Below are 15,425 nucleotides of genomic sequence, written 5' to 3' on the forward strand. Positions count from 1 at the left end.
CGGTAACGTCGCTTCACCACGCTTTTTCCGCTGGCCGTCCCGCGTTTTCGCCGGGGCAGGCGCCCGCGTTATACTCTGCCCATGCCCCTATCTCCGTTGGAAAGCCGTCTGCGCTACGAATTTCGCAATGCGGAATTGTTGCGCCAGGCTTTAACGCACCGCAGTCATAGTTCCACGCACAACGAACGGCTCGAGTTCCTCGGCGACTCCGTTCTAAATTGCGCGGTGGCTGCGCTTTTGTTCCAACGTTTCGGCAAACTGGACGAAGGCGATCTGTCGCGCGTCCGCGCCAATCTGGTCAAACAGCAGTCCCTTTACGAAATCGCCCAGGCCCTGAATATCTCCGAAGGGCTGCGTCTCGGTGAGGGCGAACTGCGCAGCGGTGGCTTCCGCCGCCCGTCGATCCTTGCTGACACGCTCGAAGCAGTACTGGGCGCAGTATTCCTCGACGGTGGGTTCGATGCCGCCCAAACGGTCATCAAGCGCCTTTACGTGCCGATTCTCGACCATATCGACCCGCGCACGCTCGGTAAAGACGCCAAGACGCTGCTGCAGGAGTATTTGCAGGGTCACAAGATCGCGTTGCCCACATATACGGTCGTCGCGACTCATGGTGCGGCGCACAATCAGCAATTTGAAGTCGAATGCACGGTGCCGAAGCTGGACGTCAAGGTGTCCGGTTCGGGCGCGAGCCGTCGTGCGGCCGAGCAGGCCGCCGCCAAGAAGGCGCTCGACGAGGTGATGGCCGCTGCGCCCGCCGTGGTCGCCAAGCCCAAGCGCTCGAAAGGCGCCCGTGCGGCGAAGAATGCCGAGCAGGAGGTCGTCCCCGGCGTGACCGGCGTACAGGCCGCGCTCGATTTGCGCAGCCCGGATCGCAAAAATGAGCGCGGAGCCGGGCGAGGTGAGTCCCGTACCGCGCCGGTGACGGAGTCCACAGCCGAGAAGTCGATCCTAACTGCGACGTCCGCGCCGCTGGCTGTGATTCGTGCCGCGCACGTCGAATACAGCGGGCAGGACAAGTTGGACCGCGCGGATAAGGCTGAGCGGGCAGACAAAACGGCCGCTCACGCGAGCGATCGGTCTGGTGAGAAAGCCACGGCGGACAAGCCGGCCGAGAGGGCCGACGCCAAATCCGCAGACACCAAATCCGAAGGTGCGAAGTCCGTCGACGCGAAGGCCATAGACGCCAAGCCCGCGGACGCCAAACCCGAAGGCACAAAGTCCGTGGACACAAGGGCCGCCGAAGCCAAACCCGCCGAAGCCAAACCGGAAGCCGCCGCCATCCGCAGCACCGACAAACACCGCAGCCGTGAAGCCACACCCGGCGCAGCCGTGCCCACGCCTGGCGTGCCGGCACCTGTCGAACACGAACCCGGCGTAGCCGACGCGGTGCAAACCCGCGTCGCCGATGCGGGCCATTGATTGCCATCGGCGCGCCATTCGCCGCGCGTCGATCTGAACTTGCCGTAGCCCGAATATGAACGCTCCCACTCCCACTGGTTTTCGCTGCGGCATGGTCGCGATCGTCGGCCGCCCGAATGTCGGCAAGTCCACGCTGATGAATGCGCTGGTCGGCCAGAAAGTCAGTATCACGTCGCGCAAGGCGCAGACCACGCGGCACCGCATTACCGGCATTCACACGCTTGAAGACGCGCAGTACATTTTCGTCGACACGCCGGGTTTCCAGACCAAGCACAGCGGCGCGCTGAACCGCTCGCTCAACCGCGCGGTCACGTCCACGCTGACTTCGGTCGACGCGATCCTGTTCGTGATCGAAGCCGGCCGCTTCGGCCCGGACGATCAGAAGGTGCTCGATCTGATCCCGCCATCGGTGCCCACGCTGCTGATCGCGAACAAGCTCGACCGCGTGTCGGATAAGGACTCGCTGTTCCCGTTCATGCAGCAGGTCAGCGCGCTGCACAAGTTCGCCGAGATCGTGCCGTTGTCGGCGAAGAACCTGGACGATATCAAGCGTCTGATGGCGACCGTCAAGCCGTTCCTGCCGGAAGGCGCACCAATCTATGGCGAAGACGACCTGACCGATCGCAGCGAACGCTTCCTCGCCGCCGAAATCCTGCGCGAGAAAGTGTTCCGCTGGACCGGCGACGAACTGCCGTACACGAGCACGGTACTAATCGACAAGTTCGAAACCGAAGGCCGTCTGCGCCGCATTTTCGCGACCATCATGGTCGAGCGCGATACGCACAAGGCGATGATCATTGGCCAGAAGGGCGCCAAGCTGAAGCAGATCAGCACTGAAGCGCGCCTCGACATGGAAAAGCTGTTCGATGGTCCGGTGTATCTGGAAACCTTCATCAAGGTGAAGAGCGGCTGGGCGGACAACGAAGCCGGACTCCGTGCGTATGGGTACGAATGACGCGTGGATGACGCTGAATTCCGACGCTGATCCGGACGACTCGGCGCCGGCAGCGCCGGCTCGCGAGCCGTCCAAACCCGCTCGCAGTACAAAAAAAGCCTCATCGAGCGCCAGAAGCGCTCAGGCTACTCCAGGCGCCGAAGGCGAACCACGCAAAGCGCCGCCGCGCCGCGCGCCTCGCGCCCCCGCTTCCGACTACCGGATCGCGGAGCAACCCGCTTTTGTCCTGCACAGCTATCCGTACCGCGAGACCAGTCTGATCATCGACGTGCTCTCGCGCGATCACGGCCGCCTCGCGCTCGTCGCGAAGGGCGCGAAACGTCCGCATTCCGCTTTACGCGGCGTGCTGCAGACCTTCCAGCCGCTTGCGTTGTCGTGGTCAGGCAAATCCGAAGTGCGCACGCTGACCGGCGCTGAGTGGGTCGGCGGCATGTTGCCCTTAGCGGGCGATGCGCTACTGTGCGGCTTCTATGTCAACGAACTGCTGGTCAAATTCTGCGCGCGCGAAGATCCGCATCCGCAACTGTTCCATCACTACGTCGTCACCATGACGCGTCTCGCGCATGACGAACCGCCCGTGCAGGTGCTGCGTTCGTTCGAACGTGTGCTGCTGCGCGAAACCGGTTATGCGATGGCGCTCGATCGCACCGTCGCGCGCAAAGCCGTGCAGGCCGAAGGCCGCTATGTGTTCGACCCGGAGCGCGGCGTGCGCGAAGCGTCCGACGATCTGCCCGCGCAATGGCCGGTGATCGCCGGACAAACCTTGCTCGATATGGAAAAGGACGATTACCATCGAGCGCAGACCGTGGCGCAAAGCAAAACGCTAATGCGCTTCCTGCTCAACACTTACCTTTGCGGCACGCCGCTCGCGACGCGCCAGATCCTGATCGACTTGCAGAACTTATGAGCTTCTTTCTTACGTCGCCGAATGTGATTGACCTGGGCGTGAACATCGATCACGTCGCCACGCTGCGCAACGCGCGCGGCACTGCTTACCCCGATCCGATCCGCGCCGCGCTGATGGCCGAAGAGGCCGGCGCTGACGTGATCACGCTGCATTTGCGTGAAGATCGCCGGCATATCGTCGATGCGGACGTGCGCAAACTTCGGCCGCTCCTGAAAACGCGCATGAATCTCGAATGCGCCGTGACCCAGGAGATGCTCGACATCGCGTGTGAAGTCGAGCCGCACGACGTTTGCCTCGTGCCGGAAAAACGACAGGAACTGACCACTGAAGGCGGTCTCGACGTCGCCGGTCAGTTCGAGTCCGTGCGCGCCGCCTGCAAGCAACTCGCCGAAGCGAACTCGCGCGTGTCGCTCTTCATCGATCCGGACGAAACGCAAATCCGCGCCGCGCACGAAGCGGGCGCGCCGGTGATCGAACTGCACACGGGCCGTTATGCCGAAGCGCACGACCCTGCCGAGCAGCAGCGCGAATACGAGCGCGTGGTGCGTGCCGTCGAGTTCGGCGCGACGCTCGGCATCAAGGTCAATGCGGGTCATGGCTTGCACTACACCAACGTTCAGCAGATCGCCGCGATCGAGGGCATCGTCGAACTGAATATCGGCCACGCGATCGTCGCGCATGCGATCTTCGCCGGCTGGGATAACGCAGTGCGCGAGATGAAGGCGATCATGGTCGCCGCCCGTCTCGGCGCACGCGCGTAACGCCGCGGCATTGCCCATGACGATCTACGGCATCGGCACGGACGTCGTTCAGGTCAGCCGCGTGGCCGCGGTGATGACGCGCACCAACGGGCGCTTCGCCGAGAAGGTGCTCGGTGCGGACGAGCTGCGCATTTATCACGCTCGCCACGCGCGCTCGGCGGCGCGCGGTCTCGCCTTTCTGGCGACGCGGTTCTCCGCTAAAGAAGCGTTCTCGAAGGCGATCGGCCTTGGCATGCGCTGGCCGATGACCTGGCGCGCGCTGCAAACACTCAACAAGCCGAGCGGCGAGCCCATGGTGGTTGCATCGGGCGAGCTCGCTGAATGGCTCGACGCGCGCGGCATCACGGCGCGCGTGACGATCAGTGACGAACGCGACTACGCCGTGTCGTTCGTGATCGCCGAAACGGGCGAAGCGGCGCGAGGGCCGGACGCCCCGCACGCGCCGGCCAGCGACGAATAAAAAATATCTTGAACGCGGCGCATGTCGGCCGCGTCTTTATTTGCCTCAGGCTTTTTTCTAGCGGAATTCGATGAAAACCACTCCCGGACCGGTCATGCTCGACGTAGTCGGCAAAACGCTGAACGACGACGATAAACGCCGCCTTGCCCATCCGATGACCGGCGGCGTGATTCTGTTCGCACGTCATTACGAGAGCCGCGCGCAATTGATCGCGCTGACCGATTCGATCCGCGCGATTCGCGACGATCTGCTGATTGCCGTCGATCACGAAGGCGGCCGCGTGCAGCGCTTTCGCACCGACGGCTTCACGGTGCTCCCGGCCATGGGCAAGCTCGGCGCGCTGTGGGACAGCGACGTGTTGCATGCCACCAAGGTGACGACCGCGGTCGGCTATATCCTCGCGGCCGAATTGCGCGCGTGCGGCATCGATATGAGTTTCACGCCGGTGCTCGATCTGAATTATGGCCAGTCGCAGGTGATCGGCGATCGCTCGTTCCATAGCGATCCGCGCGTCGTGACCTTGCTGGCGAAGTGTCTCAATCACGGTCTCGCGCTGGCCGGCATGAGCAATTGCGGCAAGCATTTCCCGGGGCACGGTTTCGCACAGGCGGACTCGCACGTCGCCATGCCGGTCGACGACCGTTCGCTCGACGAGATCCTGCGCGATGACGTGGCGCCGTACGATTGGCTCGGAGTGTCGCTCGGGGCAGTGCTCCCCGCACATGTGGTTTATCCGCAGGTCGACTCCAAGCCGGCGGGCTTCTCGCGTGTCTGGCTGCAGGACATCCTGCGCAAAAAATTGCGCTTTGAAGGCGCGGTCTTCAGCGACGATCTCTCGATGGAAGCCGCGCGCCAGGGCGGCACGTTGACGGAAGGCGCGAGCGCCGCACTGCAAGCCGGTTGCGACATGGTGCTGATCTGCAATCAGCCGGATGAAGCGGAGAAGGTGCTGGACGCGCTGCGTTTCACACCGTCGAAGGAATCGCAGCAGCGGCTTAAGCGCATGCGGCCGCGCGGCAAGGCGCTGAAGTGGAGCAAGCTGGTCGCCCAGCCGCAGTATCTGCAAGCGCAGGCCTTGCTGCGCAGCGCGTTTGCATGAGCGACGCGCTTGTATGAGAGATGGGCTCGTATGGACACGCGCTTGTATGAGCCACGAGTAAACATGGATCCGCTACTCGAGCGTACGCAAGCATTTGCGTTGAGCAAAGAAAACGGCGCTTCTCTGGACTGAACTCCAAAGTTGGACATCCGTCCATGCTTTTGGGGTTCAGGCAGCTATCAGGCGCCGTTTCTGTTCAAGCGTGGCCAGCCGCGAAGCCGGCCGCACCCAGTCATCAATTCAACCGCATCCGCTGCAGCTTGTTGTACAGCGTCTTTGGACTGATCCCCAGCAGCGAGGCCGCGCGATGGCGCGTGCCGCCGACAGCATCCAGCGTCGCGCGAATCAACATTTCCTCGACGTCCGCGAGCGGTGTGCCGACGGTGACCTGCACGCGGCTGCCGTTCAGATCGCGTCCGTTCACCGAGCCTGCTTCATCGGCACGCAACGATTCCAGCACGTCTCCGGATGCGTGATAGGCCCGGCGCACGCGATCCTGCAACTCGCGCACATTGCCCGGCCACTCGTACGCAAGGCACTCGCGCAGGAAGTTCGGTCCAACCTGCTTGGCGACGTCCGACATACCGCGCGCGGTGACTTCGCGATTCAACTCGTCGACGACGGCTTGCGCGATCAGCGCCGCATCCTCGCCGCGCTCGCGCAGCGGCGGCAGCGTTAAAGCGGCCGCTTCGAGACGCAGCGCGAGGTCTTCGTGCAGGCTGCCGTCGGCGACCGCCGCGCGCGGATTTTTGCGCGTGGAGGCGATCAGGCGGAAGTCGGTCGCCACATGATTCGTGCCGCCAACCCGCATGAAGCTCTGCGAATCGAGTGCGCGCAGCAGTGCTTCCTGCTGGGCGCGCGGCAGCTCGGCGATTTCCTCGATGAACAGCGTACCGCCGCTGGCCTGCTCGAACAGACCGGGCTCGCGCTGCTCGGCGCCGCCGAACGCGCCGCGCTCGTGGCCGAACAGCACACTATCGAGCGAGCGATGCGCCGCGACGCTACCCGCCGTGCGGCAATCGAACGAGACGAACGGCCCTTTGCGGCGCCGGCTCATGTTGTGCAGCGTGTGCGCGGCGAATTGCTTGCCTGTGCCGGCTTCGCCGGAAATCAGCACGGCGGCTTCGGTCGGCGCGATGTGTTCGATCGTGTCGTACACATGCTGCATCGCGCCGCTGCGGCCCAGTATCGAGCCGAAACGGCCGAGTTGACGCAGCGACGCGCGCAGCGTCTGGACCTCTTCGGTTAGTTCGTAGGGACGCGGAATGCGCGCGAGCAAGCTACGCAAACGCGGGATGTTGACCGGTTTGAGCAGGTAGTCCCAGATGCCGTGGCGCAATCCCTCGATCGCGCTTTCGACCGTCGCATTGCCTGTCATCACGATTACGGGCAGGGCGCCGCCGGGCGGATGCGCCGGCAAGTGCTGCAACACATCGAGTCCGCTGCCGTCCGGCAGATTCAGATCGACCAGCACGACATCGGGGATAAAGCGGGTCAGCGCCGCCCGGGCCTCGGCGATGGTGGTCGCGGTGTCGACGGAGAAACCGTCGGCAGCGAGGATGGCGGACAGACCTGACAGGCTATTGGGATCGTCTTCAACAATCAGGGCGTGGGGCATGGCGAGCGCTATTTTTTAGATTGACGGAATACCCGGTATGCCGCGCCGAATACGCTGGCGCGCCACCCGGGCGCGATGGCTGGCCGGTACTGCCGGTCGAATACCGCACCGCGCGAGCAGCAGCGTCTCCCACGGCTGCGGAGCAACCGATGCCAACCAGTTGGCATGGGCGCGACGCTGGTCGTGAAAGGCGACGTGCAAGCGGATCTCGGCGACTCGACTCACGTAGTTCTGGTCCTTTGCATTTCAGTGGATGGCCGCCTTGACGCGCTGTGGCGCCTGGACGGCACATCCGTATCTGTATTTCCTTCATTTGACCGGTTAGAAATGCCGGTTGCTATCAAAGAAGCGCCGTACCTCAAGTTCCGCCTGCTCGCGGGTCTTGCCGTAGCGCTCCTGGATCAGCCCCGCCAGTCTGTCGGCGTGGCCTTCTGCCTTGGTTAGTTCGTCGTCCGTCAATTCACCCCATGCTGCCTTGGCCTTGCCGACCATTTGCTTCCACTTGCCTTCAGCGATGTCGTTATTCATATCGCATCTCCGGAGTTGAATGAAATAAAGCCGTGTCAGGCCTATACCCAAGAGGAGCATGGATTGTGCCAAAACCAATTACTTAAGCTTATCAATGGTTTGTCGAACGTGAAGCAGGAAGAAAACGGGCAACGGACTGGCATTTTCGAGAAGCCTGCCGGTAAAGATTTCCTCAACCATACACGGCGGCGCAAAAAAGAAAAAGCGCCCGTAGTGGGCGCTTTTTCTTTTGCCATTTTTTATCGCCGCGCCGTACTTGCTCCGGCGTGGGATGGAGGCGGCAGGCGCTTAGGCGCGGCTGCGGTACTCGTGCGTACGCGTGTCGATTTCGATCTTGTCGCCGATGGCGCAGAAGAGCGGCACTTGCAATTCGAAGCCGGTGTTCAGCTTGGCGTTCTTCAACACCTTGCCCGAAGACGTATCGCCCTTGACAGCCGGTTCCGTGTAGGTAATTTCGCGGACCAGCGTGGTCGGCAGTTCGACCGAGATGGCTTTCTCGTTGTAGAACACGACTTCGCAGGCCATGCCGTCTTCGAGGTAATGGAGGGCGTCGCCCATCATTTCGCTTTCGACTTCGAATTGGTTGTAGTCGGCGTCCATGAACACGTACATCGGGTCAGCGAAGTACGAGTAGGTGACTTCCTTGCGCTCCAGCACCACGACGTCGAATTTGTCGTCTGCCTTGTACACGCTTTCCATGCCTGCGCCGGTCAGCAGGTTCTTGAACTTCATCTTGACGACGGCGGAGTTGCGGCCCGATTTGTTGTATTCGGCCTTTTGCACGACCATCGCGTCTGCGCCGATCATTACTACGTTGCCGGTGCGGAGTTCCTGTGCGGTCTTCATAAAACTGTCCTGTACGAAATAAGTAGCTTCAACTTTTGCTCAACGGCATACGGCGCAAGCGGCTTCGCTGCTCCTCGCCGTACGGCGCGGGACCGCCTGGAAGCGGTGCGTGGAGCATGGCCGGCTTGCCGCGGTGACCCACGGCGAGGCTGCAAACCTGCAACCCCCTGCAATCCGTTACCTGCTTTTACCCTGTGCGGGCGTGATCACGAGTGGCGCCGATCGCAGGACGCGCCCCTTTTTTGACATTGCGCCACACAGCTACCAAGCTGAGGGCGGGTCATGCATCTTTCGATGCGGGGTTTGCCAGGGCCAAGCGGATTGGCCTGCTGGGTTTGCCTCGCGAGTCGGTCTGGCCAGTTAGTCTGGCGCATTTGCCAGACGAATTTGCAAGACGAGTTTGCAAGACTTACTCGCTGCGATCGGGCCGCGCTTGCGTCGTCGGCCGTTGGATAACCGCTTATTTTAACTGACTTTTTGCGAACAAGGCCAGATTTCCAGTGAGGTCGCCTACCTGGGCCAGTTCGCCGGCCCATTCGGCCGCGCGCTGTTTCAGCGCCGCGCGGTGGTGCCGGAATTCCGCCCAGTCCGGCCGGCCCGCGCCGTTCCATGCGTGCCAGAAGCGTGCGAGGGCGTCCCGCGCGTTGCTGGGCAAGGTCCGGCCGTAGTGGGCGAGCGCGGCGTCGAGCTTGGGCAAATGGGCGTCGTCGGCCTGGGGGTAGATGTGCCAGACAAAGGGTTTGGCGGCCCATTGGGCGCGCACGAACGAATCCTCGCCGCGCACGAAGTTGATGTCGCTGGCCCACAGCAGCGCGTCGTAGCCGGGTTGCTCCGTGAAGGCGAGCGAGTGGACGCTGAGGCCGCCGCGCTCGGCGTGCGAACCGGCGGCGAACGAAGGCAGGCCGAAAAAGCGCGCGACCGCGCCCGAAATGCGGCCTTCCGGTACCAGCAGGACGACCGGTTCGGCGCTGTCGCGCCATTGTTCGAGCAGGCTGTCGACGGCGGGGTTTTCGTAGGCGAACAGCGAGACGACCGTAGCCGTGGAGGGTGGCGGCGCGCGGCCGGTGGTTGTCAGCCACCACGCCTCGCGCGCGGGTTGCGAGGCTTCGAAGGCCTCCCGCGCGGTGTCCAGAAGCCGTTCCTTCAGCACGCCGCCGGTGCCGGGGCCGAGGCCGGGGAAAAAGAAGGTCTTGGTCAGCGGGTAGCGTGGATGCGGCGAAGGCCGCAGATGGAAATCCGCGACCCAGTCTTCGGCGCTCAGGTATTCGAGGTTGAACCAGACCGGCGCGCGTTCGCGCCGCGCCATCGCGGCGACGTAGATCGGTGGCAACTCGCACGCAAATGCCTCGATCACGACGTCAGCCACTTCGAGCGTATCGCCCGCATGGGGCGGCTCGCGCCAGTGTTCGATGATGATGCCGCCGACCGCCTGGCGCGCGCGATCCAGCGCCAGCGAAGGGCACAGTTTCTGGAACGCATGCAGGTCGTCGACGAACACGCGTACTTGCCAGCCATGCTCGCTCGCCAGTTGGCGCGCAAGACGCCAGCACACGCCGATGTCGCCGAAATTATCGATCACCGCGCAAAAAATATCGCAGGCGATTGCCGTGGGCGCGGCAGTGGCCGGTTCGGAAGGGGGCGCAGCGTTGGACATGGTGGCGGGTCGTAGAGTGGAACGGGGGCGTGGTTGGATCGCGCAGGACCTTGCTGGCGGGTGATGCAATCAGGTGCAGCCGCCAGGCTTGCGCCGCTGCATCACACCATTCGATGCAGCAGGGTTCGAACGCACGCGGAATGCTCTAAACTGGCGATTCTAAAGCACTCATCCGCGGTTCCGCGCCTAAGTGACCGCTGAGTGACCACCGAGCGCGCGGCACACAGGCAGAGGCTTCGCGACACTGTCCCAGCCAACCGATTCTGCATGACCGAACCCGAAGCAACCGACGTTTTCGAGCCGAAAAAAGTGCTCGCCCAATTGCCGCATCTGCCCGGCGTCTATCGCTATTACGATACGCAGGGCACGGTGCTTTACGTGGGCAAGGCGCGCGATCTGAAGAAGCGCGTGTCGAGCTACTTCACGAAGACGCTACTGTCGCCGCGCATCGCGATGATGGTGACGCGCATTGCGCGCATCGAGACGACCGTCACGCGCTCCGAGGCCGAAGCGCTGCTGCTCGAAAACAATCTGATCAAGGCGCTGACGCCGCGTTACAACATTCTGTTTCGCGACGACAAGTCGTATCCGTATCTCAAGCTGACCGGCCACAAGTTTCCGCGCATGGCGTATTACCGCGGCTCGGTGGATCGCAAGAATCAGTACTTCGGCCCGTTCCCGAGCGCGTGGGCGGTGCGCGAGAGCATCCAGATCCTGCAGCGTGTGTTCCAGTTGCGCACCTGCGAAGACTCCGTGTTCAACAACCGCACGCGGCCGTGTCTGCTGCATCAGATTGGCCGCTGCACGGCGCCGTGCGTCGCGGCGATCAGCGAAGAAGATTACGCGCGCGATGTCGCCAATGCGTCGCGCTTTCTGCTCGGCCGGCAGGGCGAAGTGATGAAGGAGCTCGAGCAGAAAATGCACGCGTTCGCGAGCGAGTTGAAGTTCGAGCAGGCCGCGGCGGTGCGCAATCAGATGAGTTCGCTGTCGACGGTGCTGCATCAGCAGGCGATCGAAGTCGGCGGCGATAGCGATGTGGATATTCTCGCGGTCGTCGCGCTGGGCGGGCGCGTGTGCGTGAATCTCGCGATGGTGCGCGGCGGACGGCATCTGGGCGACAAGGCGTATTTTCCCGCGCATGTGGAAAGCGCGTTGACGGTCGCAGAGGGCGGGCTTGAAGAGGGTGGCGACGATGATCTGCTGATCGACGTCGCAGGCGGCGCCGGCTCGGTGTCTGACGAGGGCGTAATCGGCGCAAGCGCATTGGCCGATGCCGCTGACGCGCTCGCCATCGCCGAGGAGATGCCCTCCGAAGAAGACGACGATGGAGACGCTGCGGTCGAGGCCGGGGCGGCCGACACCGACACCGACACCGACACCGACACCGACACCGACACCGACACCGACACCGACACCGACACCGACACCGACACCGACACCGACTCCGACTCCGACTCCGACTCCGACTCCGACTCCGACTCCGACTCCAAAGTCGAACCCTCGGCGCAACGCAAAGGCCGTGCAACCGCCGGCGGCATCGAATCTGAAGTGCTGGAAGCGTTCATCGCGCAGCACTACATCGGCAATCGCGTGCCGCCGGTGCTCGTGGTCAGCCACGCGCCGGCCACGCGCGAACTGGTCGATGTGCTGATTGAACAGGCCGGCCACAAGGTGACCGTGCTGCGCCAGCCGCAAGGTCAACGGCGCGCATGGCTCGCGATGGCCGAGCAGAACGCGCGGCTCGCGCTCGCACGCCTGCTCTCGGAGCAAGGCTCGCAGCAGGCCCGCACGCGCGCGCTCACCGACACGCTCGGCATGGAGTGCGACGACCTCGCGCATCTGCGTATCGAGTGCTTCGACATCAGCCACACGATGGGCGAGGCGACGCAGGCGTCGTGCGTGGTGTATCACCATCACAAGATGCAGTCGTCCGAGTACCGCCGCTACAACATCACCGGCATCACGCCAGGCGACGATTACGCGGCGATGCGCCAGGTGCTCACGCGCCGCTACGAGAAGATGGTCGCGCAAGCGGCTGCGAACGCCGCTGACGAAGCCGCCGAATTGCAAACCGATGCGTCCGCGGACCCGTCCGTCGCACCGGATGCAGCGGAGCCGGTAGCGGCTGGCGGCATCCTGCCGACCATCGTGTTGATCGACGGCGGTAAGGGTCAGGTCGAAATCGCACGCCAGGTGTTCACCGAACTGGGTCTCGATACCGGCATGCTGGTCGGTGTCGCGAAGGGCGAGGGCCGCAAGGTCGGTCTCGAGACATTGATTTTCGCCGACGGCCGCGCAGCGCTCGAGCTCGGCAAGGAAAGCGCGGCGCTGATGCTGGTCGCGCAAATCCGCGACGAGGCGCACCGTTTCGCCATCACCGGCATGCGCGCGAAGCGCGGCAAGACACGCCAGACCTCGCGCCTCGAAGAGCTCGAAGGCGTTGGAGCGAAGCGGCGCCAGCGGCTATTGGCGCGCTTTGGCGGCCTGCGCGGGGTCGTCGCGGCGAGCGTCGAGGATCTGGCGAGCGTCGAAGGGATTTCGCAGGCGTTGGCCGAGCAGATCTACCGGCAGTTGCACTGATCCGACGTCCAGGTGGCGCCCGTGCGAGGCGCCGCGCGCCGCTTTGCTTGTGGCAGGCCTTGTGACACGGCACAATTGCATCTCCCTTGTCAGACGCAGCGCCTGCCCATGCCGTTTAATTTCCCGATTTTCCTGACTTGGCTGCGGATCGTTCTGATTCCGCTCGTCGTCGGTGTGTTTTATTTGCCCGACATGATGATGAGCCCGGCACACCGCAATCTGGCAGCCGCGACGATTTTCATTCTGGCGGCGCTAACCGACTGGTTCGACGGCTTTCTGGCCCGCAAATGGAATCAGACCTCGGCGTTCGGCGCGTTTCTCGATCCGGTCGCCGACAAGCTGATGGTGACGGCGGCGTTGCTGGTGCTCGTGCAACTCGCGCGGATCGATTCGGCGATTGCGCTGGTGATCGTCGGCCGTGAGATCGCTATCTCGGCGCTGCGCGAATGGATGGCGCAGATCGGCGCATCGAAGAGCGTCGCGGTGAATTCGCTCGGCAAGTTCAAGACCGTGTGCCAGATGGTGGCGATTCCGATGCTGCTGTTCTATGGGCCGTTGCCGTTCGGTAGCGGTGTCTCTGTCGACACGCGTGTGTGGGGTCTGTGGCTGATCTATCTGGCCGCGTTCCTGACGATCTGGTCGATGCTCTATTACATGAAGCTCGCGTGGCCGCAGATCCGCGAGCGGAGTGGCGTTGCCTGATTGAAGCATCATCGAGGCGCAAGGTCAGGGCGGTTGAAGCATGCCGAACGTGTCCGACCGTGTGCGAAGCATGAGTGAAATCTTTTCAGTTAAAGACATTCGCAAAAGGGGTTGACACGTTTCAGTCGTTTCTCCATAATCTCGTTTCTCCGATGCACGCAGTTTGAAGCGCGGTGCAGTAAGAGAGTAGTTGCAGTAACAAGGCAGCAGTAGCAGGGCAAAAGCAGCACAATGCGGGAGTAGCTCAGTTGGTAGAGCGCAACCTTGCCAAGGTTGAGGTCGCGAGTTCGAGCCTCGTCTCCCGCTCCAATTTTTGAAGCAACGCATCGTTTGGCGAAGTAAAAGTGCAAGGCGTTGTGAAGTAGGGCAATGCGGGAGTAGCTCAGTTGGTAGAGCGCAACCTTGCCAAGGTTGAGGTCGCGAGTTCGAGCCTCGTCTCCCGCTCCATACATAAGGGGAAGCAACGCTTCCCTTTTTGTTTGGTGGGCCGGTCCTTACGGTTACCCACCAAACAAATCTGAGAATCTGCAGCTAGGTTCCAGTCCGCTTGCGGCGCGATAGCAAAGCGGTTATGCAGCGGCCTGCAAAGCCGTTTAGGCCGGTTCGACTCCGGCTCGCGCCTCCAGTAGTTGATGTAAAGAAAAGCCCCGACTTGTCGGGGCTTTTCTTTTTATGCGCCGTCCTCTCCACTTTCCGCCTGATCTATACACTCTGCCTTTGCGGCGCTACCGGGACGCATCTGCAAGTGGCCTTGGTCCATGGACTCTGGTGGGACTACGGCGGCGCGGCGCCGCTGACGCCGATCTACTGGACCTCATTGCTCTTCATCGATCCGCTGATCGCTACTACTGCTGTGGCGACCAGAAGCCGGGCTGATCCTCTGCGTCGCCGTCGTCGTGTCGGACGTAGTGCACAATTCATGGTTCGCACTGCATCATCCCATTCGCATGGGTCTGTATCTTTCGCAGGTCGTCTTCCTGCTGTTCGTCGCGTGTGCGGTGCGGACCGCATGGCAAGTGGCCGCGAGTGGCGCCGCCGCACTGCGCGTCGTCGATTGAATTGCCCGATTGCCTCTTTGTGCAATTGCCCGTCTACGCGAGGCTGCATGTATCTACAACTCACCGGCACCAACGTTCGTCTGCTCGGCTCAATGCACCTGTTTCCGGCGACGAGCCGCAGAACGCCGCCATGGATCGGGCACGCGTATGACTGGGCCGAATCGCTGGTCTTCGAATCCGATCCACCGACGATCCTGCCGTATCTGAAGACTCATCCGCAGGGCGGCGCAGCTCAACTGCAGCCCTTGCTATCCGCCGATGCCTGGAATCAGCTACAGGCCGCGTGGCCCGCGGAAGGGCCGTTGGCGCCGCTCGTCGATCTGCGTCCGTGGGCCGCGCTGATTGTCGCGCCAACGCTGTTCCAGCAAGTCGTCGAAGGCGTCGAGCCGCGCATGCTGCGCTCGGCGCTCACGCAAGCCAAACCGTACCAGTATCTCGAGACCGCGCAGGACGTGGCGGCGTCGCTCGAAGCGATCCCGCTCGACGCTATCGGCACGGCGCTCGGCATGCTGATGACCGATCTCGCTGAACCGCAGCGCACGCTCGAGCGAATGCATGCCGCATGGCTGCATGGCGATTTGCCGGCCGTGCAGCAGATTGCCATCGAGTCGCCGATGTTCAATCTGCCCGGCATCCGCGAGGCTATTCTTGACGGCCGCAATCGCGCCTGGGCGGCGCGCGTCACGGCGCTGCTCGGGCGCACGGAGCGGACCTTGGTGGTAGTGGGCGCGCTGCATTTGTGCGGGCCCGGTAATTTGATCGAGTGTCTCGCACAAGCCGTCGAGCCGGTTTCCGTCGGCGAGTAGCGGGTTGCCACGGGGGGCAGACCGCGAGC

The 15,425-nt window shown here is 63.0% G+C and carries 14 protein-coding genes and 3 tRNA genes; 13 read left to right on the forward strand and 4 right to left on the reverse strand.

The features are described 5' to 3' along the window. Positions 1-81: 81 nt before the first annotated feature. From rnc to nagZ, 6 genes are all read left to right on the forward strand, one after another. Positions 82-1,422, forward strand: a complete 1,341-nt coding sequence (gene rnc / locus P0D84_RS05505; RefSeq protein WP_408333276.1) for a ribonuclease III — start codon at positions 82-84, stop codon at positions 1,420-1,422. A gap of 55 nt (positions 1,423-1,477) precedes the next feature. Beyond that, positions 1,478-2,377, forward strand: coding sequence for a GTPase Era (gene era, locus P0D84_RS05510; RefSeq protein ID WP_408333279.1), 900 nt, complete (start codon positions 1,478-1,480; stop codon positions 2,375-2,377). Next, positions 2,364-3,284 carry a DNA repair protein RecO gene (gene recO / locus P0D84_RS05515; RefSeq protein ID WP_408333282.1) on the forward strand — a complete coding sequence of 307 codons (921 nt, stop codon included), beginning with the start codon at positions 2,364-2,366 and terminating at the stop codon, positions 3,282-3,284. The genes era and recO overlap by 14 nt, the downstream gene beginning before the upstream one ends. After that, complete coding sequence (gene pdxJ / locus P0D84_RS05520) at positions 3,281-4,045, forward strand: pyridoxine 5'-phosphate synthase (RefSeq protein ID WP_408333285.1); 765 nt, start codon at positions 3,281-3,283, stop codon at positions 4,043-4,045. The genes recO and pdxJ overlap by 4 nt, the downstream gene beginning before the upstream one ends. A gap of 16 nt (positions 4,046-4,061) precedes the next feature. After that, positions 4,062-4,505, forward strand: coding sequence for a holo-ACP synthase (acpS, locus tag P0D84_RS05525; RefSeq protein ID WP_408333288.1), 444 nt, complete (start codon positions 4,062-4,064; stop codon positions 4,503-4,505). 70 nt (positions 4,506-4,575) lie between these two features. After that, positions 4,576-5,604, forward strand: coding sequence for a beta-N-acetylhexosaminidase (gene nagZ, locus P0D84_RS05530; protein WP_408333291.1), 1,029 nt, complete (start codon positions 4,576-4,578; stop codon positions 5,602-5,604). A gap of 235 nt (positions 5,605-5,839) precedes the next feature. Here the strand turns inward: nagZ and P0D84_RS05535 are convergent, their stop codons facing one another. The 4 genes from P0D84_RS05535 to earP form a co-directional block, all read right to left on the reverse strand. Further along, positions 5,840-7,222 (reverse strand): sigma-54-dependent transcriptional regulator, encoded by a 1,383-nt coding sequence (locus tag P0D84_RS05535; RefSeq protein ID WP_408333294.1) that lies wholly within the window; start codon positions 7,220-7,222, stop codon positions 5,840-5,842. Positions 7,223-7,543: 321 nt separating this feature from the next. Then, positions 7,544-7,750 (reverse strand): CsbD family protein, encoded by a 207-nt coding sequence (locus tag P0D84_RS05540; RefSeq protein ID WP_179733385.1) that lies wholly within the window; start codon positions 7,748-7,750, stop codon positions 7,544-7,546. A 288-nt stretch (positions 7,751-8,038) separates the two neighbouring features. Beyond that, positions 8,039-8,596 carry an elongation factor P gene (efp, locus tag P0D84_RS05545; RefSeq protein ID WP_323043713.1) on the reverse strand — a complete coding sequence of 186 codons (558 nt, stop codon included), beginning with the start codon at positions 8,594-8,596 and terminating at the stop codon, positions 8,039-8,041. A gap of 460 nt (positions 8,597-9,056) precedes the next feature. After that, complete coding sequence (gene earP / locus P0D84_RS05550) at positions 9,057-10,250, reverse strand: elongation factor P maturation arginine rhamnosyltransferase EarP (protein ID WP_408333297.1); 1,194 nt, start codon at positions 10,248-10,250, stop codon at positions 9,057-9,059. 267 nt (positions 10,251-10,517) lie between these two features. Here earP and uvrC point away from each other — a divergent pair, with 267 nt between their 5' ends. From uvrC to P0D84_RS05585, 7 genes are all read left to right on the forward strand, one after another. After that, a complete protein-coding gene (uvrC, locus tag P0D84_RS05555; RefSeq protein ID WP_408333299.1) occupies positions 10,518-12,830 on the forward strand; it encodes an excinuclease ABC subunit UvrC in 2,313 nt (770 codons plus the stop codon). A gap of 108 nt (positions 12,831-12,938) precedes the next feature. Next, positions 12,939-13,532: a CDP-diacylglycerol--glycerol-3-phosphate 3-phosphatidyltransferase gene (gene pgsA / locus P0D84_RS05560; RefSeq protein ID WP_408333302.1), complete on the forward strand. Its 594-nt coding sequence runs from the start codon at positions 12,939-12,941 to the stop codon at positions 13,530-13,532. Between the two features lie 233 nt (positions 13,533-13,765). Then, positions 13,766-13,841, forward strand: a tRNA-Gly gene (locus tag P0D84_RS05565). 62 nt (positions 13,842-13,903) lie between these two features. Beyond that, positions 13,904-13,979 (forward strand) — tRNA-Gly (locus P0D84_RS05570). A 104-nt stretch (positions 13,980-14,083) separates the two neighbouring features. Continuing rightward, a tRNA-Cys gene (locus tag P0D84_RS05575) sits at positions 14,084-14,157 on the forward strand. Positions 14,158-14,428: 271 nt separating this feature from the next. Beyond that, positions 14,429-14,590, forward strand: coding sequence for a hypothetical protein (locus P0D84_RS05580; RefSeq protein ID WP_408333305.1), 162 nt, complete (start codon positions 14,429-14,431; stop codon positions 14,588-14,590). A 47-nt stretch (positions 14,591-14,637) separates the two neighbouring features. Further along, positions 14,638-15,396, forward strand: coding sequence for a TraB/GumN family protein (locus P0D84_RS05585; protein ID WP_408333307.1), 759 nt, complete (start codon positions 14,638-14,640; stop codon positions 15,394-15,396). Positions 15,397-15,425: the final 29 nt, after the last annotated feature.

The sequence above is a fragment of the Paraburkholderia sp. RL17-337-BIB-A genome (assembly GCF_046025895.1).
Lineage (GTDB): Bacteria > Pseudomonadota > Gammaproteobacteria > Burkholderiales > Burkholderiaceae > Paraburkholderia > Paraburkholderia fungorum_C.